This is a genomic window from Stenotrophomonas sp. CASM114, assembly GCF_049384325.1.
Classification (GTDB): Bacteria; Pseudomonadota; Gammaproteobacteria; order Xanthomonadales; family Xanthomonadaceae; genus Stenotrophomonas; species Stenotrophomonas muris.
This window is the reverse complement of the sequence record NZ_JBMRGJ010000002.1, coordinates 68,936-95,574: the sequence shown is the minus strand read 5'-3', so window position 1 is coordinate 95,574 and position 26,639 is coordinate 68,936. Positions and strand designations below refer to the sequence as shown.

34 protein-coding genes are annotated in these 26,639 nt (G+C 63.4%); 1 reads left to right on the top strand and 33 read right to left on the bottom strand.

Annotated elements, in window-relative coordinates; translation table 11 throughout:
* Positions 1–50: 50 nt before the first annotated feature.
* A complete protein-coding gene (locus VG566_RS02985) occupies positions 51–2,174 on the top strand; it encodes a TonB-dependent receptor domain-containing protein (protein WP_241884054.1) in 2,124 nt (707 codons plus the stop codon).
* A gap of 104 nt (positions 2,175–2,278) precedes the next feature.
* On the opposite strand, the gene VG566_RS02980 is transcribed toward VG566_RS02985, so the two are convergent.
* From VG566_RS02980 to rpoC, 33 genes are all read right to left on the bottom strand, one after another.
* Positions 2,279–2,785: a disulfide bond formation protein B gene (locus tag VG566_RS02980; RefSeq protein ID WP_005415421.1), complete on the bottom strand. Its 507-nt coding sequence runs from the start codon at positions 2,783–2,785 to the stop codon at positions 2,279–2,281.
* A gap of 242 nt (positions 2,786–3,027) precedes the next feature.
* A complete protein-coding gene (gene rplQ / locus VG566_RS02975; protein WP_005408217.1) occupies positions 3,028–3,411 on the bottom strand; it encodes a 50S ribosomal protein L17 in 384 nt (127 codons plus the stop codon).
* Between the two features lie 190 nt (positions 3,412–3,601).
* Positions 3,602–4,600, bottom strand: coding sequence for a DNA-directed RNA polymerase subunit alpha (locus VG566_RS02970; protein WP_005408216.1), 999 nt, complete (start codon positions 4,598–4,600; stop codon positions 3,602–3,604).
* A 55-nt stretch (positions 4,601–4,655) separates the two neighbouring features.
* Positions 4,656–5,285 (bottom strand): 30S ribosomal protein S4, encoded by a 630-nt coding sequence (rpsD, locus tag VG566_RS02965; protein ID WP_004145446.1) that lies wholly within the window; start codon positions 5,283–5,285, stop codon positions 4,656–4,658.
* Between the two features lie 15 nt (positions 5,286–5,300).
* Positions 5,301–5,690 carry a 30S ribosomal protein S11 gene (rpsK, locus tag VG566_RS02960; RefSeq protein WP_004145443.1) on the bottom strand — a complete coding sequence of 130 codons (390 nt, stop codon included), beginning with the start codon at positions 5,688–5,690 and terminating at the stop codon, positions 5,301–5,303.
* An 11-nt stretch (positions 5,691–5,701) separates the two neighbouring features.
* Positions 5,702–6,058, bottom strand: coding sequence for a 30S ribosomal protein S13 (rpsM, locus tag VG566_RS02955; protein ID WP_004154500.1), 357 nt, complete (start codon positions 6,056–6,058; stop codon positions 5,702–5,704).
* Positions 6,059–6,405: 347 nt separating this feature from the next.
* Positions 6,406–7,773: a preprotein translocase subunit SecY gene (gene secY / locus VG566_RS02950; protein WP_005415420.1), complete on the bottom strand. Its 1,368-nt coding sequence runs from the start codon at positions 7,771–7,773 to the stop codon at positions 6,406–6,408.
* Between the two features lie 7 nt (positions 7,774–7,780).
* Positions 7,781–8,224: a 50S ribosomal protein L15 gene (gene rplO, locus VG566_RS02945; RefSeq protein WP_004154498.1), complete on the bottom strand. Its 444-nt coding sequence runs from the start codon at positions 8,222–8,224 to the stop codon at positions 7,781–7,783.
* Between the two features lie 6 nt (positions 8,225–8,230).
* A complete protein-coding gene (gene rpmD / locus VG566_RS02940; RefSeq protein WP_005408214.1) occupies positions 8,231–8,422 on the bottom strand; it encodes a 50S ribosomal protein L30 in 192 nt (63 codons plus the stop codon).
* Positions 8,415–8,957, bottom strand: a complete 543-nt coding sequence (rpsE, locus tag VG566_RS02935; protein WP_005408213.1) for a 30S ribosomal protein S5 — start codon at positions 8,955–8,957, stop codon at positions 8,415–8,417. Before rpsE ends, rpmD begins: the two co-directional genes overlap by 8 nt.
* Before the next feature lie 161 nt (positions 8,958–9,118).
* On the bottom strand, positions 9,119–9,478 hold the full coding sequence (gene rplR / locus VG566_RS02930; protein WP_169411773.1) for a 50S ribosomal protein L18: 360 nt from the start codon (positions 9,476–9,478) through the stop codon (positions 9,119–9,121).
* A gap of 80 nt (positions 9,479–9,558) precedes the next feature.
* Complete coding sequence (rplF, locus tag VG566_RS02925; RefSeq protein WP_014646052.1) at positions 9,559–10,083, bottom strand: 50S ribosomal protein L6; 525 nt, start codon at positions 10,081–10,083, stop codon at positions 9,559–9,561.
* An 18-nt stretch (positions 10,084–10,101) separates the two neighbouring features.
* Complete coding sequence (rpsH, locus tag VG566_RS02920; protein WP_005408210.1) at positions 10,102–10,500, bottom strand: 30S ribosomal protein S8; 399 nt, start codon at positions 10,498–10,500, stop codon at positions 10,102–10,104.
* Between the two features lie 257 nt (positions 10,501–10,757).
* A complete protein-coding gene (gene rpsN, locus VG566_RS02915) occupies positions 10,758–11,063 on the bottom strand; it encodes a 30S ribosomal protein S14 (RefSeq protein ID WP_005408209.1) in 306 nt (101 codons plus the stop codon).
* An 18-nt stretch (positions 11,064–11,081) separates the two neighbouring features.
* Complete coding sequence (rplE, locus tag VG566_RS02910) at positions 11,082–11,624, bottom strand: 50S ribosomal protein L5 (protein ID WP_005415416.1); 543 nt, start codon at positions 11,622–11,624, stop codon at positions 11,082–11,084.
* 11 nt (positions 11,625–11,635) lie between these two features.
* Positions 11,636–11,953, bottom strand: coding sequence for a 50S ribosomal protein L24 (gene rplX / locus VG566_RS02905; RefSeq protein WP_004154490.1), 318 nt, complete (start codon positions 11,951–11,953; stop codon positions 11,636–11,638).
* Positions 11,954–11,969: 16 nt separating this feature from the next.
* Positions 11,970–12,338 carry a 50S ribosomal protein L14 gene (gene rplN, locus VG566_RS02900; protein ID WP_010483978.1) on the bottom strand — a complete coding sequence of 123 codons (369 nt, stop codon included), beginning with the start codon at positions 12,336–12,338 and terminating at the stop codon, positions 11,970–11,972.
* Positions 12,339–12,350: 12 nt separating this feature from the next.
* Entirely contained in the window at positions 12,351–12,620 is a 270-nt protein-coding gene (gene rpsQ, locus VG566_RS02895) for a 30S ribosomal protein S17 (protein WP_004154489.1), read from the bottom strand.
* Between the two features lie 11 nt (positions 12,621–12,631).
* A complete protein-coding gene (gene rpmC / locus VG566_RS02890) occupies positions 12,632–12,817 on the bottom strand; it encodes a 50S ribosomal protein L29 (RefSeq protein ID WP_004154487.1) in 186 nt (61 codons plus the stop codon).
* Entirely contained in the window at positions 12,817–13,230 is a 414-nt protein-coding gene (gene rplP / locus VG566_RS02885; protein WP_004154486.1) for a 50S ribosomal protein L16, read from the bottom strand. Before rplP ends, rpmC begins: the two co-directional genes overlap by 1 nt.
* 5 nt (positions 13,231–13,235) lie before the next feature.
* Positions 13,236–13,970, bottom strand: a complete 735-nt coding sequence (rpsC, locus tag VG566_RS02880; protein WP_004145350.1) for a 30S ribosomal protein S3 — start codon at positions 13,968–13,970, stop codon at positions 13,236–13,238.
* Positions 13,971–13,988: 18 nt separating this feature from the next.
* Positions 13,989–14,324, bottom strand: coding sequence for a 50S ribosomal protein L22 (gene rplV / locus VG566_RS02875; protein WP_004145348.1), 336 nt, complete (start codon positions 14,322–14,324; stop codon positions 13,989–13,991).
* A gap of 12 nt (positions 14,325–14,336) precedes the next feature.
* Positions 14,337–14,606 carry a 30S ribosomal protein S19 gene (rpsS, locus tag VG566_RS02870; protein WP_005415413.1) on the bottom strand — a complete coding sequence of 90 codons (270 nt, stop codon included), beginning with the start codon at positions 14,604–14,606 and terminating at the stop codon, positions 14,337–14,339.
* A 6-nt stretch (positions 14,607–14,612) separates the two neighbouring features.
* Complete coding sequence (rplB, locus tag VG566_RS02865) at positions 14,613–15,440, bottom strand: 50S ribosomal protein L2 (RefSeq protein WP_004145339.1); 828 nt, start codon at positions 15,438–15,440, stop codon at positions 14,613–14,615.
* A 10-nt stretch (positions 15,441–15,450) separates the two neighbouring features.
* On the bottom strand, positions 15,451–15,750 hold the full coding sequence (rplW, locus tag VG566_RS02860) for a 50S ribosomal protein L23 (protein WP_004145338.1): 300 nt from the start codon (positions 15,748–15,750) through the stop codon (positions 15,451–15,453).
* The gene (rplD, locus tag VG566_RS02855) at positions 15,747–16,352 is read right to left on the bottom strand and encodes a 50S ribosomal protein L4 (protein ID WP_004145337.1); all 606 of its coding nucleotides are present in this window, start codon (positions 16,350–16,352) and stop codon (positions 15,747–15,749) included. The genes rplW and rplD overlap by 4 nt, the downstream gene beginning before the upstream one ends.
* A gap of 12 nt (positions 16,353–16,364) precedes the next feature.
* Positions 16,365–17,015 (bottom strand): 50S ribosomal protein L3, encoded by a 651-nt coding sequence (gene rplC / locus VG566_RS02850; RefSeq protein WP_004145336.1) that lies wholly within the window; start codon positions 17,013–17,015, stop codon positions 16,365–16,367.
* An 11-nt stretch (positions 17,016–17,026) separates the two neighbouring features.
* Positions 17,027–17,338 carry a 30S ribosomal protein S10 gene (gene rpsJ, locus VG566_RS02845; protein ID WP_005408208.1) on the bottom strand — a complete coding sequence of 104 codons (312 nt, stop codon included), beginning with the start codon at positions 17,336–17,338 and terminating at the stop codon, positions 17,027–17,029.
* Positions 17,339–17,670: 332 nt separating this feature from the next.
* The gene (gene tuf, locus VG566_RS02840) at positions 17,671–18,861 is read right to left on the bottom strand and encodes an elongation factor Tu (protein WP_014036096.1); all 1,191 of its coding nucleotides are present in this window, start codon (positions 18,859–18,861) and stop codon (positions 17,671–17,673) included.
* Positions 18,862–18,913: 52 nt separating this feature from the next.
* Positions 18,914–21,055: an elongation factor G gene (fusA, locus tag VG566_RS02835; RefSeq protein ID WP_014646050.1), complete on the bottom strand. Its 2,142-nt coding sequence runs from the start codon at positions 21,053–21,055 to the stop codon at positions 18,914–18,916.
* Between the two features lie 141 nt (positions 21,056–21,196).
* Entirely contained in the window at positions 21,197–21,670 is a 474-nt protein-coding gene (rpsG, locus tag VG566_RS02830; RefSeq protein WP_004145321.1) for a 30S ribosomal protein S7, read from the bottom strand.
* Between the two features lie 12 nt (positions 21,671–21,682).
* Positions 21,683–22,057, bottom strand: coding sequence for a 30S ribosomal protein S12 (gene rpsL / locus VG566_RS02825; protein WP_004145320.1), 375 nt, complete (start codon positions 22,055–22,057; stop codon positions 21,683–21,685).
* 284 nt (positions 22,058–22,341) lie between these two features.
* Positions 22,342–26,565 (bottom strand): DNA-directed RNA polymerase subunit beta', encoded by a 4,224-nt coding sequence (gene rpoC / locus VG566_RS02820; protein WP_014646049.1) that lies wholly within the window; start codon positions 26,563–26,565, stop codon positions 22,342–22,344.
* Positions 26,566–26,639: the final 74 nt, after the last annotated feature.

Below are 26,639 nucleotides of genomic sequence, written 5' to 3'. Positions count from 1 at the left end.
TTACGAAGTAACACTTCGTCCCCGTCGGCCCCTTCCACAGCCTATCTGCCATGAAGCCCTCCCTGCTCGCTACCGGCATTACCTTCGCCCTGACCCTGGCCAGTCTGCCCACCCTCGCTATGGCCGCCGATGCCGCCGCTCCCGTGAAGGACCTCGACACGGTCACTGTCAGCGCCCAGCTCGACCAGGCCCGCAATGCGCTGTCGCCGGACATCGGCAGCAGCCAGTACCAGATCACCGCCGAGGACATCCAGAAGCAACCGCTGGGTGCCTCCGCGCCGCTCAGCCAGGTGCTGCTGCAGGCTCCGGGCGTGGTCCAGGATTCGTACGGTGGCGTGCACGTGCGCGGCGACCACGCGAACCTGCAGTACCGCATCAACGGCGTACTGCTGCCCGAATCGATCTCCGGCTTCGGCCAGACCCTGGATGCCCGCACCATCAAGAGCATCCGCCTGATGGACGGGGCGCTGCCGGCGCAGTTCGGCGAGCGCACCGCTGCGGTGGTCGACATCACCACCCGCAGCGGCGCCGAGCTCGGCAATGGCGGCAGCGCCGGTCTGACCGCAGGCTCGTTCGGCAAGATCAATCCGAATGCCTCCTGGTGGGGCAATCAAGGACGCTGGAGCTGGTTCCTGACCGGCAACTACGACCAGAACGAGGTCGGCCTGGAGAACCCGACCCGCTCGCGCAAGCCGCTGCACGACGACACGCACCAGGGCAAAGCCTTCGCCGACCTGACCTACCTGGTCAACGAGAACACCCGTCTGAGCGTGTTCGCCGGTTTCGCCAACAATCGCTTCCAGATCCCGGTCAATCCCGGGCAGACCCCGCAGTTCGGTTACCTGGACACGAGCACCTTCGACTCCAGCCAGCTGGATGAAACCCAGCGCGAGACCACCCGCTTCGGCATGCTGGTGCTGCAGGGCACGCTGGGCGGCACCGCCTACCAGCTGTCCGCCGGGCAGCGCTACAGCGACGTGGCGTTCAACCCGGATGTCATCGGCGATCTGGTATTCAGTGGCGTCGCCTCGCAGGTCCAGCGCAGCAACCGCGCCAACACGCTGCAGGCCGACTTCTCCACCCCGCTGGGCAACGACCACACGCTGCGCTACGGCCTGTACGGCAACTACGAGAATGCGCGCGCCAGCAACAACAGCTGGGTGTTCCCGGTCGATGGCGCCGGCCAGCAATCCAGCACCACGCCACTGCTGATTCCAGACCGCAGCGCCTTCCACGCCAGCACGCTGGCGGTGTACGTGCAGGATGAGTGGAAGATCGGCGACGACTGGACAGTGAACTACGGCCTGCGCGGTGATCGCTACAAGGCCTTCGGCCGTACCGAGGGCCAGCTCAGCCCCCGCGTGGGCGCGGTCTGGAATGCCAGCGACAGCACCACCGTGCATGCCGGCTATTCGCGTTACTTCACGCCACCGGCCAGTGAGCTGATCGCCAGCAGCGATATCGCCCTGTACGACGGCACCACCAACCAGCAGCCGGGCGGCGGCAACAACATTCCGCTGGCCGAACGCAGCGACTACTACGACATCGGCGTCTCGCAGCAGCTGGGTGAACACCTGACCCTGGGCCTGGACGCGTACGACCGCCGCGTCGCGCGCCTGCAGGATGAAGGCCAGTTCGGCGCCGCCTACATCTACTCGACGTTCAACTACCGCCGCGGCCATATCCGTGGGCTGGAGTTCAGTGCCGACTACAGCAACGGTCCGTTCAGCGCCTACTTCAACGCGGCGTACAACAAGGCCATCGGCACCCAGGTCATCACCAGCCAGTACAACCTCGATCCGGACGCGCTGGCCTATGTGGCCGACCACTGGATCCACCTGGACCACGACCAGAAGCTGACGTCGTCGGGGGGCTTCAGCTACGCCTTCGCCGGGCACAACCGGGTCGGTGCCAACTACGTGTTCGGCAGCGGCCTGCGTTCGGATATCGAGGGCGTGCCCAACGGCGGCGAGCTGCCGTCCTACCTGCAGGTGAACCTCAGCGCCGGGCATGATTTCAATGCCGACAGCGGCCATCCGCTGCACGTGCAGCTGGCCGTGATCAACGCATTGGATCGCAGCTACCAGCTGCGCGATGGCGGCGGTGTCGGCGTGTTCGCCCCGCAATGGGGACCGCGCCGCGGCGCCTACCTGAGCCTGCAGCAGGACTTCTGAGGAGACAGGGGTCGGATCCCTTTCCGCAGGAAAGGGCTCTGACCCCGCACCGGGAATGGGGTCAGAGCCCTTTGCGATGCAAAGGGCTCCGACCCCATCCTGCTTCAGCGCTTGACCTTGCGCAGCGACACCACCAGTGCCCACAGCGCCAGCAGCACGAACCACACGCCCGACCACATCGGCATGGTCAGGCCCAGGAACGTCCAGTCGATGTTGCCGCAGTTGCCGGTACCGGTCAGCACCGTGCGGAACACTTCCAGCGGCCCCATGGTCTCGCGCAGGAAGCTCAGCGGCGGGCCACAGGTCGCGCCCATCTCCGGCGGCAGCATCTGCACGTAGACGTGGCGCGCAGCGATGCCCACGCCGACGGCCGCCGCGATGAAGGCGAGCACGCCGTAGGTGGCGCGGCCGGGACGGTTGGACGGCCCGTGCAGCGCACCGATCAGGAACAACAGACCCAGCGCGGCAAAAGCCAGGCGCTGGAAGATGCACAGCGGGCACGGCTCCAGGCCCATCTTCAGCTGCAGGAAGATCGCGTAGCCGAGCAGGCCCGCGCAGATCAGGAAGCCCAGGAAGAACTGGGCGCGGAAGGGCCAGCGCAGTGGATTCATCGTCAACGCTCGAATGGATCAAGGCGCCAAGCGTAACCGAGAGCGCGCCCCATTCGAACCGCCACAGGTGACGCCTGTCGGAACGGTGCGGGTCGGATCCCTTTGCGAATGCAAAGGGATCTGACCTGCGGTGCTGCCTGCTTGGGGTCAGAGCCCTTTCCTGCGGAAAGGAATCCGCCCCCTGGAAACGCAAAAGCCCGGCAGGCGCCGGGCTTTCGCTGTGTCGCGTTGGAGCGGTCCGATTACTCGGCCACTTCCTCGGCCACGACCGGACGGTCAACCAGCTCGACGTAGGCCATCGGTGCGTTGTCGCCGGCGCGGAAACCGCACTTCAGCAGGCGCAGGTAGCCGCCCGGACGGTTCGCGTAGCGCGGGCCCAGGATGGTGAACAGGTTGCCCACGGCTTCGTTGTCGCGCAGGCGGGCGAAGGCCAGACGGCGGTTGGCGACCGAGTCGACCTTGGCCAGGGTGATCAGCGGCTCGGCAACGCGGCGCAGTTCCTTGGCCTTCGGCAGGGTGGTCTTGATCAGCTCGTGCTTGAACAGCGAGGCGGCCATGTTCTTGAACATCGCTTCGCGGTGCGCGCTGGTGCGGCTGAACTTACGGCCAGACTTCTGGTGACGCATGGTGATATTCCTTGGTTAATGATGCGGCTGTGTGGATCGTTGTCGCCATCCTGGCGTTACTGCGCGGACTGCGGTTGGTCCTGGCCGCCCGTCCTGGACGACCTGCCCGCGAACCTGTGGTTCGTCGTGGCATGGTGTGTTGCGTTGAAGGCTCCACCGCAAGCGGTGGAGCCTCCAGGCATTACCGATATCAGCCCAGCATGCCGTGGCTGGCGACGCCGGCCGGCGGCCAGTTCTCCAGCTTCATGCCGAGGGACAGGCCGCGCTGAGCCAGCACTTCCTTGATCTCGGTGAGCGACTTCTTGCCCAGGTTCGGGGTCTTCAGCAGCTCCACTTCGGTCTTCTGGATCAGATCGCCGATGTAGTAGATGCTTTCAGCCTTCAGGCAGTTGGCCGAACGCACGGTCAGCTCCAGATCGTCGATCGGGCGCAGCAGCACCGGATCCACGCCGTTGTTGGCCGGCTTGGCCGCACCGCGGTCGCGGTGGGTGAAGTCACCGAACACCGACAGCTGGTCGCTGAGGATGTCGGCGGCGGTGCGCACGGCTTCCTCGGCATCGATGGTGCCGTTGGTCTCGATATCGATGACCAGCTTGTCCAGGTCGGTACGCTGTTCGACACGCGCCGCTTCCACGGCGTAGGCGACACGGCGGACCGGCGAGAACGAGGCATCCAGGACCAGGCGGCCGATGGCACGGGTTTCTTCGTCCGGACGACGACGCGCGGCAGCCGGCTGGTAGCCGAAACCACGTTCGATCTTCAGACGCATGTTGATCGCCGTATCCTTGGTCAGGTGGCAGATCACATGGTCGCCGTTCAGGATCTCCACATTGTGGTCGACCTTGATGTCGGCAGCGGTGACAACGCCCGGGCCCTGCTTGGACAGGGACAGGGTGGCGCTGTCGCCGGAGTGCATACGGATGGCCACGTCCTTCAGGTTCAGCAGGACTTCGAGCACGTCCTCCTGCAGACCTTCGACCGTGGTGTACTCATGCAACACGCCGTCGATTTCGACTTCCGTGATGGCGAAGCCCGGGATGGACGACAGCAGCACGCGACGCAGGGCATTACCCAGCGTATGCCCGTAACCCCGCTCCAAAGGTTCGATAACGACCTTTGCACGGGTGTCGGTAAGGCGTTCGATCTGCGGACCGCGAGGACGCAGAACCTGGTTGGCGGTAACCGTCATGTTGCGGGTTCTCCTAGTGAACCCCCGGCCGTCGCCGGGGGCTCTCCAATGTGAATTACTTCGAATACAGCTCGACGATCAGCGCTTCGTTGATGTCCGCAGGCAGATCCGAACGATCCGGAACAGCCTTGAAGATGCCGGTGAACTTCCCGGAATCCACTTCAACCCACGACGGGCTCAGGTCATGCTGGGCGGCGACGGTCAGGGCTTCCTGGACGCGCAGCTGCTTGGCAGCCTTTTCAGACAGGGCGATGGCGTCGCCAGCCTTGACCTGGTACGAAGCCAGGTTGACCGACTTGCCATTCACGGTGACGCCGCGGTGCGACACCAGCTGACGGGCAGCCGGACGGGTCACGGCGAAGCCCATGCGGTAGACGACGTTGTCCAGGCGGGTTTCCAGCAGCTGCAGCAGGTTCTCGCCGGTGTTGCCCTTCTTGGTCGAGGCCTTCTTGTAGTAGTTGCGGAACTGACGCTCCAGCAGGCCGTAGATACGCTTGACCTTCTGCTTTTCACGCAGCTGGGTGGCGTAGTCGGACAGCTTGCCCTTGCGGGCAGTGGCGCCGTGCTGGCCGGGCTTCTGCTCCAGCTTGCACTTCGAGTCCAGCGCACGCGCCGGGCTCTTCAGGGACAGGTCGGCGCCTTCGCGGCGGGCGAGCTTACAGGTAGGACCGATATAACGAGCCATTTCTTATCGCTCCCTTTAGACGCGACGCTTCTTCGGCGGACGGCACCCGTTGTGCGGGATAGGCGTCACGTCGATGATGTTGGTGATCTTGTAGCCGACGTTGTTCAACGAACGCACGGCCGACTCACGGCCCGGACCCGGGCCCTTGATGCGGACTTCCAGCGACTTCACGCCGTAGTCCAGCGCAGCACGACCGGCCTTTTCAGCAGCCACCTGGGCAGCGAACGGGGTCGACTTGCGCGAACCGCGGAAGCCAGCGCCACCGGAGGTCGCCCACGACAGAGCATTGCCCTGGCGGTCGGTGATGGTGACGATGGTGTTGTTGAACGAAGCGTGGACGTGGGCAACGCCGTCGGTGACGACGCGCTTGATCTTCTTCTTGGTCTTAGCAGCGGGCTTAGCCATTTCTCAGTCCCTTACTTCTTGATCGCCTTGCGCGGACCCTTGCGGGTGCGGGCGTTGGTACGGGTGCGCTGGCCACGCAGCGGGAGGCCACGACGGTGACGCAGGCCGCGGTAGCAGCCCAGGTCCATCAGGCGCTTGATCGCGATACCGATTTCACGGCGCAGATCGCCTTCCACGATGTACTTGCCGACTTCGGCGCGCAGGCGCTCGATTTCCGGCTCCGACAGATCGCGGATCTTGGTGGTCGAAGCAACGCCTGCGACTTCGCAGACCTTCTTCGAACGGGTACGGCCGATGCCGTAAATGCTTTGCAACCCGACCCAGACATGCTTCTGGGCTGGCAGGTTGACGCCTGCAATACGCGCCATGACGCGGTTCTCCAGCTGAGTGATGGCCGACAGCGCGCCTCGGGCACGCCAATCCGGCAGGATGGATCAAAAAAGTAAACTAGCGATACTAACAAGGTTCCGGTTTACATGGAAGCCCGTGAAACCATTGGTTTCATGAACCCGGCCTGGGGAGTGTGCCCAGGCTCCGGCGCCGGATGGGGTTGGACCTGGGGTTTCCCCCGGGGCCGCCCGCGCTACTCCAGCGCGGGACCACCTCATCACACCCCCACCCGGAACCGCTGCGGGGGCCGCCCTTCGTTTGTGTGGCCGGAGTCCGCGAAGCGGAGGGACCATCACGTCAGGAAGACGAAAGTATAACAGGCCTATCAGCCGCGGGCAAAACCGCCGCGGTTGCCACCCTTCAGGTTGGCCTTCTTCAGCAGGCTCTCGTACTGGTGGGACATCAGGTGCGCCTGCACCTGGGCGATGAAGTCCATCACCACCACCACCACGATCAGCAGCGAAGTACCACCGAAGTAGAACGAGGCGTTCAGCTGCGTGCGCATCAGTTCCGGCAGCAGGCAGACGATCACCAGGTACGCCGAGCCGGCCGCGGTCAGGCGGGTCAGCACGCCGTCGATGTAGTCGGCGGTCGCCTTGCCCGGACGGATGCCCGGAATCAGCGCACCGGACTTCTTCAGGTTGTCGGCGGTTTCCTGCGAGTTGAACACCAGCGCGGTATAGAAGAACGCGAAACCGGTGATCAGCGCAGCGAACACGATCATGTGCAGCGGCTCGCCCGGGCCCAGGGCGTTGGCGACCTTCTGCAGGACCTGGCCGAAGCTGCTCTGGTTGGCGGCCTGGCCGGACCACATGGCCAGGGTGGCCGGGAAGGCCAGCAGGCTCGAGGCGAAGATCGCCGGGATGACGCCGGCCATGTTGAGCTTCAGCGGCAGGAACGAGGTCTGGTTCATGTACGCGTTGCGACCACCCTGGCGGCGCGCGTAATTGACCGTGATCCGGCGCTGGCCACGCTCGACGAACACCACGAAGAAGGTGAAGGCGAGCACGACGATGGCGATCAGCAGCAGCTGGATGAACTGGATGTTGCCGTCGCGGTAGGCGTCGAAGGTGTGGATGACCGCACCCGGCAGGCCCGCCACGATACCGGCGAAGATGATAAGCGACACGCCGTTGCCGATGCCGCGCTCGGTGACCTGCTCACCGACCCACATCAGGAACATGGTGCCGGCGGTCAGTGCGACCACGGCAGTGAGCACGAAGCCCATGCCCGGCGCATACACGACCGGAGCGCCCGACGGCGAGACCTGGCCCTGCAGGGCCAGCGCGATCGAGCCGCCCTGCACCACTGCCAGCAGCACGGCGCCGATGCGCGAATACTGGGTGATCTTGCGGCGGCCGGACTCACCTTCCTTCTGCATCGCCTTCAGGGCGGGGAAGATGTGCACGGCCAGCTGCATCACGATCGATGCCGAGATGTACGGCATCACGTTCAGCGCGAAGATGCTGAAACGGTGCAGGGCGCCGCCCGAGAACATGTTGAACATGTCCACGATGCCGCCGCCCTGCTGTTGCATCATGGCAAGCATGGCATCGGGATTGACGCCCGGCACCGGCACGTAGCAGCCGATGCGATAGACGATCAAAGCCCCGACGACGAACAGCAAACGTTGGCGAAGTTCAGTGAACTTGCCCATTCCGCCCGCGAGGTTACCGATGCCAGCTTGCGCCATGATTTTCTTACTCCGTTACGCTGCCGCCGGCAGCTTCGATTGCAGCCTTGGCACCCGCCGTGGCAGCAATACCCTTCAGGGTGAACGCCTTGGTCACTTCGCCCTTGACGACGACCTTGGCCTTCTTTGCGGTGCTCGGGACCAGCTTGGCAGCACGCAGGGCGGCGAAATCGATCTCACCGGCCGGCAGCTTGTCCAGCGCGTACAGCAGCACTTCAGCGGTGTCCTTGGCGATCGGCGAACGGAAGCCGATCTTCGGCAGACGGCGCTGCATGGGGGTCTGGCCGCCTTCGAAGCCAGCCTTGATCTTGCCGCCACCCTTACGGGCGAACGAACCCTTGTGGCCGCGGCCGGCAGTCTTGCCCAGGCCCGAGCCGATACCGCGGCCGACGCGGGTGCGCTCGGTGCGGGCGCCCGGTGCCGGGCTCAGTTCATTGAGACGCAGAGTCATGGTCGATTACTCCTCAACCTGGACGAGGTACTGAACCTTGTTGATCAGGCCGCGTACCTGCGGGCTGTCCTTCAGTTCACGCACATCGTTGAGCTTGTTCAGGCCCAGGGCACGCACCGACAGGCGGTGACGCGACTGGGTACCACGCAGGCCACGCACCAGGCGGACCTTCACAGTCTTGTTGGACTCATTAGCCATGGTTGAGTTCCTCCACCTTCTTGCCGCGCTTGGCCGCGATGCGAGCCGGCGACTGCGCAGCAGACAGGCCCTTCACGGTGGCACGCACCAGGTTGATCGGGTTGCGCGAACCGGTGGCCTTGGCCAGCACGTTCTTCACGCCAACGGCTTCCAGCACGGCGCGCATGGCACCGCCGGCGATCACGCCGGTACCTTCCGAAGCCGGCTGCATGAACACGCGGGCTGCGCCGTGACCATCCTTGATGGTGTGCCACAGGGTGCCGTTGTTCAGGTCAACGCTGACCAGGTTCTTGCGGGCCTGTTCCATCGACTTCTGGATGGCGACCGGCACTTCGCGGGCCTTGCCATAACCGAAACCGACCTTGCCTTCGCCGTCGCCGACAACGGTCAGGGCGGTGAAGGTGAACTGGCGGCCACCCTTGACGGTCTTGCTGACGCGGTTGACCGCGACCAGCTTTTCGATCATGCCGTCGTCGATCTTCTCTTCGCGGTTACGGTCGCGATCGCGACCCCGCTGCTGACGCTCTTCTGCCATGTTGATTCCTTGGTTGTTTGGGTATGTACGGCTCGAGGCCGCTTATGGTTGTGGAGTGACGCGTTGTTCCGGTGGGCCACTGCAGAAGAGCGGCGCCGTCCAGCCTCGCTCAGGCTGGCGAGCAGGCAGGCAGGAGGCCATCGGCCCCCTGCCCTTGTCCCTTAGAACTGCAGGCCGGCTTCGCGGGCCGCTTCTGCCAGGGCCTTGATGCGGCCGTGGTAGCGGTAGCCCGAACGATCGAAGGCAACCTTCTCGACGCCGGCGGCCTTGGCGCGCTCGGCGACGATGCGGCCAACCTTGGCAGCGGCATCGGCGTTCTTGCCGTTCTTCAGGCCTTCCTTGACGTCGGTCTGGGTGGTGTTGGCGGCAGCCAGCACCTTCGAACCGTCAGCGGTGAAGACCTGGGCGTACAGGTGCTGGCCGGTGCGCAGCACCGACAGGCGGGCGACGCCGAGCTCACGGATGTGGGCGCGGGTCGACTTGGCGCGACGCAGGCGGGCGATGTTCTTGTTCATTTTGATTATTCCTTGAAAGCTGAAGGATGGGCTTCTCCCTGAGGAGTCCGCACATGGATGTGCGGGCTCTTGCGAGGGACTCGCACTTACGCCTTCTTGGCTTCCTTACGGATGATGACTTCGTCGGAGTACTTCACGCCCTTGCCCTTGTACGGCTCCGGCTTGCGGAACGCACGGATCTTGGCGGCGACTTCACCGACGACCTGCTTGTCAGCGCCCTGGACCAGGATCTCGGTCTGGGTCGGGGTGGTGATGGTGATGCCTTCCGGCGCCACGAACACGACCGGGTGCGAGAAGCCCAGCGACAGGCTCAGGTCCTTGCCCTGCATGGCAGCGCGGTAACCCACGCCAACCAGCTCCAGCTTGCGCTCGAAGCCTTCGGACACGCCCTTGACCATGTTGGACAGGATCGCACGCACGGTGCCGGTCAGTGCGACCAGCTCGGCGTTCTCGGTGCTCAGGGTGGCAACGCCATTGTCGACGTTGATGGCAATGCCGGCCGGCTTGGCCAGCGACAGGGTGCCCTTCGGGCCCTTGGCGGTGACGCTGTCCGACTGGACGTTCAGTTCAACCTTACCCAGGGTGATCGGCTTCTTGGCTACGCGGGACATAGTTCTACTCCTTTCGCCTTAGGCCACGAAGCACAGGACTTCGCCGCCGACGCCCAGCTGGCGCGCCTGCGCATCAGTCATGATGCCCTTGGAGGTGGAAATGATGGAGATACCCAGGCCGTTCATGACCTTCGGCAGCTCGCTCTTGCCGCGGTACTGGCGCAGGCCCGAACGCGAGAAGCGCTTCAGGGTCGCGATGACCGGCTTGCCTTCGAAATACTTCAGCACGATTTCCAGCTCGGACTTGTTGTTTTCCAGCTGGGTCACGCGCAGGTCGGTGATGTAACCCTCGTCCTTCAGGACCTGGGCGATCGCAACCTTGATCTTGGACGACGGGGCTTTCACCGTCTGCTTGCCAACTGCGGCCGCATTCTTGATGCGGACCAGCAGGTCGGCGATGGGATCAGTCATGCTCATATGAGTACCTTTGAGTGCACCGATATCCGCTTTCGCGAAAATCTGTTGTCTCCTGGAAACGGGCCAGGTCCCTTGATGCAGCGGGCCAGGCCCACTCCTACAACCCCGTCTGCACAGGGCAAGACGCGGGAGTATACGCCAAAAGAGCCCGACTTGCGTCGGGCTCTTCGGGTTTTTTCGCAGAAAGGAAGCTGAACGCCTCCCCTCCCCGGTTCAGCGGCCCCTGCAGGGGCTGCTGATCGCAGGGCCGGCTGGGATTACCAGCTGGCCTTGCGCAGGCCCGGGACGTCGCCACGCATGGTGGCTTCGCGCAGCTTGTTGCGGCCGAGGCCGAACTTGCTGTACACGCCACGCGGACGACCCGACAGCTCGCAACGGTTGCGCTGACGGCTCGGCGACGAATCGCGCGGCAGCTTGGCCAGCTTGGTTGCGGCGTCGATCTTCTCTTCGTAGGTCGCGTCCACGGAGGACACGATCTTCTTCAGAGCCGCACGCTTCTCAGCGTACTTCTTGGCCAGCTTTTCCCGCTTGATGTCGCGGTTGACCATGGAGGTCTTTGCCATTTCGGTTTCCTCGACAGATCAGTTACGGAACGGGAACTTGAACGCTGCCAGCAGCGCCTTCGCTTCCGCGTCGGTCTTCGCAGTGGTGGTGATGGCGATATCCATACCGCGGATCGCGTCGACGGCGTCGAAGTCGATTTCCGGGAAGATGATCTGTTCCTTCACACCCATGTTGAAGTTGCCGCGGCCGTCGAAGGAACGACCGGAAACACCACGGAAGTCGCGCACGCGCGGCAGCGAGATGTTGATCAGGCGGTCCAGGAACTCGTACATCTTGTGGCGACGCAGCGTGGTCTTGCAGCCGATCGGCCAACCATCACGGATCTTGAACGACGCAACCGAGATACGCGACTTGGTGACAACCGGCTTCTGGCCGGAAATCTTGGTCATGTCCGCGACGGCGTTTTCCAGGATCTTCTTGTTGGTGGCAGCCTCGCCGACACCCATGTTCAGGGTGACCTTGACGAGCTTCGGTACTTCCATCGGATTGGTGTAGCCGAACTGCTTCATCAGCGCCGGCACCACTTCTTCCTTGTAGATCTTTTCGAGACGGGAAGTCATCTTCACATTCCTCAGGCGTCGAGCGCCTCACCGCTGGAGCGGAACACACGCAGTTTGCGTCCATCCTCCAGCACCTTGAAGCCAACGCGTTCGCCCTTGCCCGAAGCCGGGTTCAGCACGTTCACGTTGGAGATATGGATCGAAGCTTCGCGCTCGACCACGCCGCCGGCAACACCTGCCTGCGGGTTCGGCTTGGTGTGGCGCTTGACGATGTTCACGTTGGCGACGACCACACGGTCGCCGTCGACGCGGACGACTTCGCCCTGCTTGCCCTTGTCCTTGCCAGCGTTGACGACAACCTGGTCGCCCTTCTTGATACGGTTAGCCATGATTATCTCCTGTCGCTCACAGCACTTCGGGAGCGAGCGAGACGATCTTCATGAACTTCTCCGAACGAAGTTCACGGGTCACCGGCCCGAAGATACGGGTACCGATCGGCTCCTGCTTGTTGTTCAGCAGGACGGCAGCGTTGCCGTCGAAGCGGATCAGCGAACCGTCGGCGCGACGCACACCCTTGCGGGTACGCACCACGACGGCGTCATACACTTCACCCTTCTTGACCTTGCCGCGCGGAATCGCATCCTTCACGGTGACCTTGATGATGTCGCCGATGCCGGCGTAACGGCGCTTGGAACCACCCAGCACCTTGAAGCACATCACCTGCTTGGCACCCGAATTGTCCGCGACGTCAAGGTAGCTCTGCATCTGGATCATGATTCAGACTCCTTATTCAGCCGCACGCGTGATGACTTCCACCACGCGCCAGTTCTTGGTCTTGGACATCGGAGCAATCTCGGTCACGCGGACGACATCGCCTTCCTTGCAGGCGTTGTCGGCATCGTGGGCGTGCAGCTTGGTCGAGCGCTTGATGTACTTGCCGTACAGCGCGTGCTTGACCTGACGCTCAACCAGGACGGTAACCGTCTTGTCCATCTTGTTGCTGACGACACGGCCTTCGACCGTGCGCAGCGTCTTCTTTTCAGTATTGTCGCTCATAGCGGCCATCCTTACTTCGTGCTGCCGAGCAGGGTCTTGACGCGAGCAATCTCGCGACGGACCCGGCGAATGTCGTGGGTCTTCGGCAGCTGGCCGGTGACCTGCTGCATACGGACAGAGAACTGTTCCTTACGCAGGTCGATCAGGTGGGCCTTGAGTTCGTCAGCCGACTTTTCACGGAGAGTTTTGATATCCATCAGCGCACCGTACGGGTCACGAAAGTGGTGGTGACCGAGAGCTTGGCGGCGGCCAGGCGGAACGCCTCGCGAGCCACTTCCTCGGAAACACCCTCGATTTCATAGATCATGCGGCCGGGCTGGATCTGGGCCACCCAGTATTCCACGTTACCCTTACCCGAACCCATTCGAACTTCGATGGGCTTCTTGGTGATGGGCTTGTCGGGGAACACGCGGATCCACATCTTGCCGCCGCGCTTGACGTAGCGGCTGATCGAGCGGCGGGCCGCTTCGATCTGACGCGCGGTCAGCTGACCGTGTGCGGTTGCCTTCAGGCCGTATTCGCCGAAGCTGACAGCGTTGGCGCTCCAGCTCAGGCCATCGTTACGGCCCTTGTGTACCTTGCGGTACTTGGTTCGCTTGGGTTGCAACATTGTCGTTACCTCGCTTCACGGGCCGGGCGCTGACGGTCACCACGGTCGCCGCGATCGTGACGATCGTTGCGCGACGGGGTGTCGTCCTGCTTTTCCTGGCCAACCTGGGAGAAATCGAAGACCTCGCCCTTGTAGATCCAGACCTTGATGCCGATGATGCCGTAGGTCGTCTTGGCTTCAGCGAAGCCATAGTCGATGTCGGCACGCAGGGTGTGCAGCGGCACGCGGCCTTCGCGGTACCACTCCGAACGGGCGATTTCAGCACCGTTGAGGCGGCCACCAACGTTGACCTTGATGCCCAGGGCACCCAGGCGCATCGCGTTGCCGACCGAGCGCTTCATTGCACGGCGGAACATGATGCGACGCTCCAGCTGCTGGGCGATCGACTCGGCAACGAGCTGCGCGTCCAGTTCCGGCTTGCGCACTTCGGTGACGTTGATGTGCGCCGGGACGCCCATCATCTCGCTCACTTCCTTGCGCAGCTTCTCGATGTCCTCACCGCGCTTGCCGATCACCACGCCCGGACGGGCGGTGTGGATCGTCACGCGAGCGGTCTTGGCCGGACGCTCGATCAGGATCTTGCTGATGCCGGCCTGGGCCAGCTTCTTGCGCAGCATTTCGCGCACTTTCAGGTCGGCTGCCAGGTAACCGGCGAACTCGGCCTTGTTGGCGTACCACTTGGAGTTCCAGTCCTTGGAAATGCCGAGGCGGATACCAATCGGATGAACTTTATGACCCATGGTCTTTTCCTTATCCGCTTACTTGGCGGCGCCCACAACCACAGTGATGTGGCTGGTGCGCTTGAGGATGCGGGTACCGCGGCCTTTCGCCCGCGCCATGAAACGCTTCAGGGTCGGACCTTCATCAACCATGATGGTCTGAACCTTCAGCTCGTCGACGTCGGCGCCCTGGTTGTTCTCGGCGTTGGCAATTGCCGACTCCACCACCTTCTTGATCAGGTGGGCAGCCTTCTTGTCCGAGAACTTCAGCAGGTTGACCGCACGTTCGGCCGGCAGACCGCGCACCTGGTCAGCGACCAGACGAGCCTTCTGCGGGGAGATGCGCGCAGTGCGCAGGATGGCTTTCGCTTCCATTGTCATCTCTCCTTACTTGCCCGACTTCTTGTCACCACCGTGACCCTTGAAGGTCCGGGTGATGGCAAATTCGCCGAGCTTGTGGCCGACCATGTTCTCGTTGACGAGAACCGGGATGTGGTTCTTGCCGTTATGCACGGCAATGGTGATGCCTACCATGTCAGGCAGGATCATCGAACGGCGCGACCAGGTCTTGATCGGCTTCTTGCTGCCCGCAGCGGCCTCCACCTTCTTGACGAGGTGGTGATCGACGAACGGGCCCTTCTTGAGTGAACGTGCCATGGTCGATTAGCCCCTACGATCGCGGACGATGAACTGCTGAGTGCGCTTGTTATGGCGCGTCTTGTAACCCTTGGTCGGAACACCCCACGGGGTGACCGGATGCGGGTTACCCTGGCCGGCCTTGGCCTCACCACCACCGTGCGGGTGGTCAACCGGGTTCATGGCAGCACCACGAACGGTCGGGCGGACGCCGCGCCAACGCTTGGCACCGGCCTTGCCCAGCTTTTCCAGGCTGTGCTCGTCGTTGCCGACTTCGCCGATGGTGGCGCAGCACTCGACCGGAACCTTGCGCATTTCACCCGAGCGCAGGCGCAGGGTGGCGTAGATGCCTTCGCGAGCCACCAGCTGCACGGCCGCACCAGCGGCGCGAGCGATCTGAGCGCCCTTGCCCGGCTTCAGCTCGATGCAGTGGATGGTGGTGCCGACCGGGATGTTGCGCAGCGGCAGGGTGTTGCCGGCCTTGATCGGGGCATCCGAACCAGCGATCACCTGATCACCGGCCTTCAGGCCCTTCGGGGCGATGATGTAGCGACGCTCACCATCGACGTAGCACAGCAGGGCGATGTGGGCGGTGCGGTTCGGATCGTATTCGATGCGTTCCACGCGCGCCGGGATGCCCAGCTTGTTGCGCTTGAAGTCGATGATGCGGTAGTGCTGCTTGGCACCACCACCGACGTGACGCACGGTGATGCGGCCGTGGTGGTTGCGGCCACCCGAGCGGCTCTGCGACTCGACCAGCGCGGCGTGCGGAGCACCCTTGTGCAGGTCGGGCGTAACCACGCGCACGGCCGAACGGCGGCCGGGGGAAGTGGGCTTGAATTTCATCAATGGCATGGGATGTACCTCAGGCCTTGGCCGTTACATCGATCGACTGGCCGTCGGCCAGGCGAACGTACGCCTTGCGCCAATCGCCGCGGCGGCCAGCACGGTTACGGAAGGACTTGTTCTTGCCCTTGACGTTGACCACGTTGACGGCTTCGACCTTGACGTCGAACAGCTGCTCAACCGCGGCCTTTACATCGGCCTTGGTGGCTTCGTTCGAAACTTCGAAGACATACTGGTTGGAGAGTTCCTGCAGGCGCGCGGTCTTTTCGGAGACACGCGGGGCACGCAGCACGCTGAAGATTTTTTCGTTGCTGTTCATGCCAGCCACTCCTCGACCTTCTTGACCGCGTCAGCGGTGATGACGACCGTGTCGGCACCCACCAGCGAGACCGGATCCAGACCCTGGACGTCACGCACCTGCACGTACGGCAGATTGCGGGCGGACAGGTACAGGTGCTCGGACGCTTCTTCGGTGACGATCAGCGGGCGCTTGCCCACTTCCAGGCCGGCCAGCTTGGCGATCAGACCCTTCGTGTTGGTCACTTCGACATCGAAGGACTCCACGATGGTCAGACGGCCCTGACGGTTCAGCTCGGACAGGATCGCGCACATGGCGGCACGGTACTGCTTACGATTGACCTTCTGCTCGAAGCTGCGCGGCTTGGCCGCGAAGGTGACACCGCCGCCGACGAAGATCGGAGCCGTCAGTGCGCCATGACGCGCGCCGCCGCCCTTCTGCTTCTTCGACTTCTTGGTGGTACCAGCCACTTCGGAGCGAGTCTTCTGTGCCTTGGTGCCGGCGCGACCGGCGTTGCGGTAGGCAACGACGACCTGGTGGACCAGATCTTCGCTGAAATCGCGACCGAACACGGCGTCGGAGACCGAGACCTTGTTGTTGCTACCCGTGATAACGAGTTCCATCGTCATCTCTCCTTATGCCTTGCTCGCCGGACGGACGATCACATCGCCACCCGCCGCGCCCGGAACGGCGCCGCGAACGGCGATCAGACCGCGCTCGACGTCGACCTTGACCACTTCCAGGTTCTGGGTGCTCTGCTGCACCGCGCCCATGTGGCCCGACATCTTCTTGCCCGGGAAAACGCGACCCGGGGTCTGGCGCTGACCCAGCGAACCCGGCGCGCGATGCGACAGCGAGTTACCGTGGGTTGCATCGCCCATACGGAAGTTGTGGCGCTTGATGGTGCCCTGGAAGCCCTTACCCTTGGTGACACCCTGGACGTCGACGATCTGGCCGACTTCGAAGATGTCCGCCTTGACTTCGCCGCCCACGGCGAAATCGCCGAGCTGCGCGTCTTCAACGCGGAATTCCCACAGGCCACGACCCGCTTCCACCTTCGCCTTGGCGAAGTGGCCGGCTTCCGGCTTGTTGACCAGGGCAGCGCGACGCGCGCCGACGGTCACCTGCACGGCGCTGTAGCCGTCGGTTTCGACGGTCTTGATCTGCGCGATGCGGTTCGGGGTTGCTTCGATCAGGGTCACCGGGATGGAACGGCCATCTTCGGTGAACACGCGGCTCATGCCGGCCTTGCGGCCCACGAAGCCCAACGAATACTTCTTCGTCATGGTCGTAGTCCTCAGGTCAGCTTGATCTGAACGTCGACGCCGGCAGCCAGTTCGAGCTTCATCAGCGCGTCCACGGTCTTGTCATTCGGGTCAACGATATCGAGCACGCGCTTGTGCGTGCGGGTCTCGTACTGGTCACGCGCGTCCTTGTCGACGTGCGGGGAGACGAGAACGGTGTAACGCTCGATCTTGGTCGGCAGCGGGATCGGGCCACGCACTTGCGCGCCGGTCCGCTTTGCCGTTTCAACGATCTCGCTGGCCGAACGGTCGATCAGACGATGATCGAACGCTTTCAGCCGGATCCGGATCTTTTGGTCCGCCATGGCGGTAGGTTCCTTCGTTAAAAGAGCGACAGACAAAGCCTCTGGGTTGCTTTGCCCCATGAAATTCCTGAATACGGACGGCCCGCAGTCCTGCAGGCCGACAAGGTCACTCCATGGACCTCAAAAACGTAGGCAGACCAGTTTCCCGGCCTGCCCAGACGTAGAAGCATAATGGCACGCAAGGCAGCTGTCAACAGTCGCCTGTTGACGCCGCCTGAATGGCATTGACCCTTCCTGGTCCGGGGAACACAAGGCACATCCTGTGCCTGCTTTCCCATTTGATACGCCCCGATGCCCTACCCAGGCAACATCGGGGCGCAGATACTACCAGATTACTCGATGATCTTCGAGACCACGCCGGCGCCGACGGTACGGCCGCCTTCGCGGATGGCGAAGCGCAGGCCTTCGTCCATTGCCACCGGGTTGATCAGGGTGACGACCATCTTGACGTTGTCACCCGGCATCACCATTTCGACGCCTTCCGGCAGCGCAGCTGCGCCGGTGATGTCGGTGGTGCGGAAGTAGAACTGCGGACGGTAGCCGTTGAAGAACGGGGTGTGGCGGCCGCCTTCGTCCTTCGACAGGACGTACACTTCGCCTTCGAACTTGGTGTGCGGCTTGATCGTGCCCGGCTTGGCCAGCACCTGGCCACGCTCGACGTCGTCACGCTTGGTGCCGCGCAGCAGCAGGCCAGCGTTGTCGCCTGCCTGACCCTGGTCCAGCAGCTTGCGGAACATTTCAACGCCGGTCACGGTGGTCTTCTGCACCGGACGGATGCCGACGATTTCGATTTCGTCGCCAACCTTGATCACGCCGCGCTCGATACGACCGGTCACCACGGTGCCGCGGCCCGAGATCGAGAACACGTCTTCCACCGGCATCAGGAACGGCTTGTCGATCGCACGCTCCGGCTCCGGAATCCAGCTGTCCAGCGCGTCGACCAGCTTCAGGATGGCCGGCACACCGATGTCGCTCTGGTCGCCTTCCAGCGCCAGGCGGGCCGAACCGGCGATGATCGGGGTGTCGTCGCCCGGGAACTCGTACTTGCTCAGCAGTTCGCGCACTTCCATCTCGACCAGCTCGAGCAGCTCGGCGTCGTCGACCATGTCGGCCTTGTTCAGGAACACGACGATGTACGGCACGCCGACCTGGCGCGACAGCAGGATGTGCTCACGGGTCTGCGGCATCGGGCCGTCAGCGGCCGAGCACACCAGGATCGCGCCGTCCATCTGGGCGGCACCGGTGATCATGTTCTTGACGTAGTCAGCGTGGCCCGGGCAGTCAACGTGGGCGTAGTGACGGATCGGGGATTCGTATTCGACGTGCGCGGTCGAGATCGTGATACCACGAGCCTTTTCTTCCGGCGCGGCGTCGATCGAGGAGTAGTCCTTGAACTCGCCACCGAAGCGCTCGGCACCGATCTTGGTCAGTGCGGCGGTCAGCGTGGTCTTGCCGTGATCGACGTGACCGATGGTGCCGACGTTGACGTGCGGCTTGGTGCGCTCGAACTTACCCTTTGCCATTGTTCTATACCTTGATTGTTCGTAAGTGGTTTCAAGAGAGGCTGAGCGAGGCTCAGCCCTTCTTCATGACGGCTTCGGCGATGTTGGTCGGAGCCGGCTCGTAGTGATCGAATTCCATGGTGAAGGTGGCGCGGCCCTGGGTCTGCGAACGCAGCGCAGTGGCGTAGCCGAACATTTCACCCAGCGGGATCATCGCGTTGATGATGCTGGCCGAACCGTCACCGGTGGTGTCGGAACCCTGCAGCACGCCGCGACGACGGCTGACGTCGCCCATCACGTCACCCTGGTAATCCTCCGGGGTCACGATCTCGACCTTCATGATCGGCTCCAGCAGCACCGGCTTGGCCTTGGCGAAGCCCTGCTTGAAGGCCATCGACGAAGCCAGCTTGAACGCCATTTCCGAGGAGTCGACGTCGTGGTACGAACCGAACACCAGCTTCACCTTGACGTCCACGACCGGGAAGCCAGCCAGCGGACCGCTGGTGATGGTTTCGCGCAGGCCCTTTTCAACCGACGGAATGAATTCCTTCGGGATCACGCCGCCGGTGATGTCGTTGATGAACAGGAAGTCGTCCTTGATGGCCGGAGCCAGCTTCGGATCGGCACGGTCTTCAGCGGTGATCGGCGACAGCTCGATCACGACGTGACCGTACTGACCCTTACCACCGGACTGCTTGGCGTGCTTGTAGTCCGACTTGACGTCGGCCAGGGTGATGGTTTCGCGGTAGGCCACCTGCGGCGCGCCGACGTTAGCTTCAACGTTGAACTCGCGCTTCAGGCGGTCGACGATGATGTCCAGGTGCAGCTCGCCCATGCCCGAGATGATGGTCTGGCCGGATTCTTCGTCGGTCTTGACGCGGAACGACGGATCTTCCTGCGCCAGACGGCCCAGGGCCAGACCCATCTTTTCCTGGTCCGACTTGGTCTTCGGCTCGACGGCCATCGAGATCACCGGCTCCGGGAACGTCATGCGCTCCAGGATGATCGGCGCGTCCACGGCGCACAGGGTGTCACCGGTGGTGGTGTCCTTCAGGCCCACGGCAGCAGCGATGTCACCAGCCAGAACTTCCTTGATTTCCTCGCGGTTGTTCGAGTGCATCTGCAGGATGCGACCGATGCGCTCCTTCTTGCCCTTCACCGAGTTCAGCACGGTGTCGCCACCGTTCAGGGTGCCCGAGTAGACGCGGAAGAAGGTCAGCGCGCCGACGAACGGGTCGGTGATGATCTTGAAGGCCAGCGACGAGAACGGCGCCTTGTCGTCCGACTTGCGGGTCATCTCGACGGTGTCGTCGTCAACGTCCACGCCCTTCACGTCCGGCACGTCGACCGGCGACGGCAGCAGCTGGATCACGCCGTCCAGCATGGCCTGCACGCCCTTGTTCTTGAAGGCCGAGCCGCAGTACATCGGCACGATCTCGGTGGCCAGGGTGCGGGTACGCAGCGCGTTGATGATTTCAGCCTCGGCCAGCTCTTCGCCGCCCAGGTACTTTTCCATCAGCTCTTCGCTGGCTTCGGCAGCGGTCTCGACCATGAACTGGCGAGCCTCTTCGGCAGCCGCCTGCAGATCGGCCGGGATGTCGCTGTATTCGAACTTCATGCCCTGCGAAGCCTCATCCCAATGGATGGCCTTCATCTTCAGCAGGTCGACAACGCCCTTGAAGTTGTCTTCAGCGCCGATCGGCAGCTGCATCGGCACGGCGACCGCGCCCAGCTTGGCCTTCAGCTGGCCGACGACCTTCTGGAAGTTGGCACCGGTGCGGTCCATCTTGTTGACGAACGCGATGCGCGGCACGTGGTACTTGTTGGCCTGGCGCCACACGGTTTCCGACTGCGGCTGCACGCCACCGACGGCACACAGGACGAAGACGGCACCGTCGAGCACGCGCAGCGAGCGCTCCACTTCGATGGTGAAGTCGACGTGCCCGGGGGTGTCGATGATGTTGAAGCGGTGCTCCGGCAGGGACTTGTCCATGCCCTTCCAGAACGCGGTGGTGGCAGCGGACTGGATCGTGATGCCACGCTCCTGCTCCTGCTCCATCCAGTCCATGGTGGCGGCGCCGTCGTGCACTTCACCGATCTTGTGGCTCTTGCCGGTGTAGAACAGGATGCGCTCGGACGTGGTGGTCTTGCCGGCATCGATGTGAGCCATGATGCCGAAGTTACGGTAACGCTCGATGGGAGTGGAACGGGCCACGGGAGCCTCTCAGATTTCTTGGATTTCGGATGGCCGAACGCCGCCTTTCGGCGGCCTTCGGATTGGCGCAGCCCTTCTGGGACCGCGAGGCAGCACGCACCGAAGTGGTGCTGCCCTGCCTGTTTTACAAGGCCGTCAAACTCACCAGCGGTAGTGGGCGAATGCCTTGTTGGCTTCGGCCATGCGGTGGGTTTCTTCGCGCTTCTTGATGGCGCCGCCACGGTTTTCCGAGGCGTCGATCAGTTCAGCAGCCAGCTTCTTCGGCATGGTGTTCTCACCACGCTTGCGCGCGGAGTCGATCAGCCAGCGCATGGCCAGGGCCATCTTGCGCGACGAACGCACTTCGACCGGCACCTGGTAGGTGGCACCACCGACGCGACGCGACTTGACTTCGACCGCCGGAGCGACGTTGTCCAGAGCCTTCTGCACCAGTTCAATGGCGTTGGCGCTGCTGTTCTTCTCGGTGATCACGTCCATGGCGCCGTACACGATCTTTTCGGCGACGGACTTCTTGCCGCTCTGCATGACCATGTTGATGAAGCGGGCGATGGTTTCGCTTCCGTGCTTCGGATCGGGCAGGACGGAACGCTGCGGAGTATTACCCTTACGCGACATAGTGCTCTCTCCTTATGCCTTCGGACGCTTGGCGCCGTACTTGGAACGGGCCTGGCGACGCTTGGCAACGCCGGCGGCGTCGAGCGAGCCACGAACGGTGTGGTAACGCACACCCGGCAGGTCCTTGACGCGACCGCCGCGGATCAGGACCACGGAGTGCTCCTGCAGGTTGTGGCCTTCACCACCGATGTAGGAAATCACTTCTTCCTGGTTGGTCAGGCGGACCTTGGCAACCTTGCGCAGAGCCGAGTTCGGCTTCTTCGGAGTGGTGGTGTAGACACGGGTGCAGACGCCACGGCGCTGCGGGCACTTGTCGAGCGCCGGCGAGGCACTCTTGTAGGTGGTCGCTTGCCGCGGCTTGCGGACCAGCTGGTTGATCGTCGCCATCAGTAGGTTCTTCTGATTGGTGGCCGGAAAATCCGACCAGAGATGCGGAAATGTTAAAGCAGGCCGAAATTCTGGCCTGCTGAGACAGACGATTGTAGCAACCTGCCAGGAAAGCAGTCAAACGCCTCCTGTCAAGCCCGTCCCTGATCCCGGGACGTTACTGGGGGGCCTCCATGTACCCCGTTCAGGTTGACAGGGTCGATCGCGGACGATCTCCCCTGCCCTTTCCCAATCCCATCGATGGACCGATGGGGTGGTCCGGCCTTGCGGCCGGACCGGCTACCTCATTCTTCGCCCGACGCCTGTTCAGCTTCGGCTTCAACCACCGGCGCCTCGACCGCGGCCGGGGTACCGGCCAGGGTCTGCATTTCCGACTCGGTGAGACCGGAAGCGCCGCGACGGCGGTTGCTGTGGTACGCCAGGCCGGTACCGGCCGGAATCAGGCGACCCACGATGACGTTTTCCTTCAGGCCACGCAGGTTGTCCGAGGTGCCGCGGACGGCCGCTTCGGTCAGCACGCGGGTGGTTTCCTGGAACGAAGCGGCCGAGATGAACGATTCGGTCGCCAGCGACGCCTTGGTGATACCCAGCAGGACCGGATCGAAGTGCGCCGGCAGCTCGTTGCGGGCCGACAGGCGCGCATTTTCCTCGATAACGCGCTGACGCTCCACCTGTTCGCCGTTCAGGAACTTGCTGCTGCCCTGATCGGTGATCTCGACCTTGCGCAGCATCTGGCGGGTGATCACCTCGATGTGCTTGTCGTTGATCTTCACGCCCTGCAGGCGGTACACGTCCTGGATTTCCTTCACCAGGTAGGCCGCCAGCGGCTCGACGCCCAGCAGGCGCAGGATGTCCTGCGGGCTCGGCTCGCCGTCCACGATGGTTTCACCCTTGGTGACATGCTCGCCTTCGAACACGATGACCTGGCGGTACTTCGGGATCAGCTCTTCGTGCTCCGAACCATCGGTGTCCTTGATGATCAGGCGCTGCTTGCCCTTGGTGTCCTTGCCGAAGCTGATGATGCCCGAACGCTCGGCCAGCACCGCCGGATCCTTCGGCTTGCGCGCTTCGAACAGGTCGGCCACGCGCGGCAGACCACCGGTGATGTCGCGGGTCTTCGACGCTTCCTGCGGGATCTTGGCGACGACGTCGCCCACGCCCACCGGGGCGCCGTCCTGCAGGTTGACGATCGAACGCGGCGGCAGCAGGTACTGCGCCGGCAGGTCGGTGCCCGGAATCGACAGGTCGTTGCCCTTGGCGTCGACGATGCGCACGATCGGGCGCAGGTCCTTGGCCTGGGTACCACGACGCTTCGGATCGGTGATTTCGCGCGAAGCCAGGCCGGTCAGCTCGTCGGTCTTCTCGATGACGGTGATGCCATCAACGAAGTCGATGAAGCGGATGAAGCCGGCCACTTCCGACACGATCGGGTGGTTATGCGGATCCCAGTTGGCCACGGTCTGGCCAGCCTTGATCGCATCACCGTCCTTGGACGTGATGGTCGCACCGTACGGCAGCTTGTAACGCTCACGCTCACGGCCGTGGGCATCGAGCACCGAGATTTCGCCCGAGCGCGACACTGCGACCAGCGAGCCGTTGGCATGCTCGACCGACTTGAGGTTGCTGAACTTGACCGAGCCGGTGGTCTTGACGGTGATGTTGTCGACCGCTGCAGCTCGCGACGCCGCACCACCGATGTGGAACGTACGCATGGTCAGCTGGGTACCCGGCTCACCGATGGACTGCGCGGCGATGACGCCGACCGCTTCACCGATGTTGACCAGGTGGCCACGGGCCAGGTCGCGGCCGTAGCAGCGCGAGCAGACACCGAACGCCGATTCGCAGGAGATGGTCGAGCGGACCTTGATGGTCTGCACGCCGGCATCTTCCAGCTTGGCGACCCAGGCTTCGTCGAGCAGGGTGTTGCGGGTGACGATCGGATCCTCGTCGTTGCCCGGCAGGAACACGTCCTCGGCAACCACGCGACCCAGCACGCGGTCCTTCAGCGGCTCGACCACGTCGCCGCCTTCCACGATCGGGGTCATGATCAGGCCTTCGGTGGTACCGCAATCCACCTCGGTGATCACCACGTCCTGCGCGACGTCGACCAGACGACGGGTCAGGTAACCCGAGTTCGCGGTCTTCAGCGCGGTATCGGCCAGACCCTTACGGGCACCGTGGGTGGAGTTGAAGTACTCCTGCACGTTCAGGCCTTCGCGGAAGTTCGCCTTGATGGGCGTCTCGATGATCGAGCCGTCCGGGCGGGCCATCAGGCCGCGCATGCCGGCCAGCTGACGGATCTGCGCCTGCGAACCACGCGCACCGGAGTCGGCCATGATGTACAGCGAGTTCATCGACTTCTGGTCGATGGTCTCGCCCTTGGCATTGACCACCTTCTCGGTACCGATGGTGTCCATCATCGCCTTGGCGATGCGCTCGTTGGTGCGCGACCAGATGTCGACCACCTTGTTGTAGCGCTCGCCGGCGGTGACCAGGCCCGACTGGTACTGCTCCTGGATTTCCAGCACTTCGGCTTCGGCCTCGGTGAGGATGCCCTTCTTCTCGTCCGGGATCAGCATGTCGTCGATGCCGATCGAGACGCCGGCGCGGGTCGCGTAGGCGAAGCCGGTGTACATCAGCTTGTCGGCGAACACGACCGTGTCCTTCAGGCCCAGCTGGCGGTAGCTGGAGTTGATCAGGCGGCTGATGTTCTTCTTGGTCAGCTCGGTGTTGGCCAGCGCGAACGGCAGGCCTTCCGGCAGGATTTCAGCCAGCAGGGCGCGACCGATCGTGGTGTCCACGATCGAGGTCTTGTTCTGCTTGTTGCCGTCTTCGTCGGTCACCACCTCGGTGATGCGGACCTTGACCTTGGCGTGCAGTTCCACCACGCGGTTGTCGTAGGCACGCTTCACTTCGGCGATGTTGGCGAAGGCCATGCCCTCGCCCTTCTTGTTTTCCAGCGAGCGGGTCATGTAGTACAGACCCAGCACGACGTCCTGCGACGGCACGATGATCGGCTCGCCGTTGGCCGGCGACAGGATGTTGTTGGTCGACATCATCAGCGCACGCGCTTCCAGCTGGGCTTCCAGCGAGAGCGGCACGTGGACGGCCATCTGGTCACCGTCGAAGTCGGCGTTGAACGCGGTGCAGACCAGCGGGTGCAGCTGGATGGCCTTGCCTTCGATCAGCACCGGCTCGAACGCCTGGATGCCCAGACGGTGCAGGGTCGGCGCACGGTTCAGCATCACCGGATGCTCGCGGATGACCTCTTCCAGGATGTCCCAGACTTCGGCTTCTTCGCGCTCGACCAGCTTCTTGGCGGCCTTGATGGTGGTGGCCAGGCCACGACGCTGCAGCTTGGCGAAGACGAACGGCTTGAACAGCTCCAGCGCCATCTTCTTCGGCAGGCCGCACTGATGCAGGCGCAGGTACGGACCGACCACGATGACCGAACGGCCCGAGTAGTCGACGCGCTTGCCGAGCAGGTTCTGGCGGAAGCGACCCTGCTTGCCCTTGATCATGTCGGCCAGCGACTTCAGCGGGCGCTTGTTGGTGCCGGTGATGGCACGGCCGCGACGGCCGTTGTCCAGCAGCGCATCGACCGATTCCTGCAGCATGCGCTTTTCATTGCGCACGATGATGTCCGGCGCGCTCAGCTCGAGCAGGCGGCGCAGGCGGTTGTTGCGGTTGATGACGCGGCGGTACAGGTCGTTCAGGTCGGAGGTCGCGAAGCGGCCGCCATCCAGCGGGACCAGCGGGCGCAGGTCCGGCGGCAGCACCGGCAGCACGGTCATGACCATCCATTCCGGACGGTTGCCCGATTCCAGGAAGGCCTCGATCAGCTTGATGCGCTTGGTGAGACGCTTGAGCTTGGTTTCCGAGCCGGTAGCGGCGATTTCCTCGCGCAGGCGGGTCATTTCCGACTGCAGGTCGATCGTGCGCAGCAGTTCGTACACGGCCTCGGCGCCCATGGCGGCGTCGAAGTCGTCACCGTGCTCCTGGCGGGCCTGCAGGTACTGTTCTTCGGTCAGCAGCTGGCGGCGCTCCAGGGCGGTCAGGCCCGGCTCGGTCACCACGTACGCTTCGAAGTACAGCACGCGCTCGATATCGCGCAGGGTCATGTCCAGCATCAGGCCGATGCGCGACGGCAGCGACTTCAGGAACCAGATGTGCGCGACCGGCGACGCCAGGTCGATGTGGCCCATGCGCTCACGGCGCACCTTGGCCAGGGTCACTTCGGTGCCGCACTTTTCGCAGACCACGCCGCGGTGCTTCATGCGCTTGTACTTGCCGCACAGGCACTCGTAGTCCTTCACCGGGCCGAAGATGGCGGCGCAGAACAGGCCGTCGCGTTCCGGCTTGAAGGTACGGTAGTTGATGGTTTCCGGCTTCTTCACTTCGCCGAAGGACCACGAACGGATCAGGTCCGGCGAGGCCAGCGCGATCTTGATCGCGTCGAAGTCCAGCGTCTGGCGCTGCTGGTTGAAGAGGTTGAGCAGGTCTTTCATGGTGTTCTCCAGAAGGAGGAATGCTGTGTCGATGGGCTTTCAGTTGACTGCCAGCGGCGCGGCGGCGGAGGCCG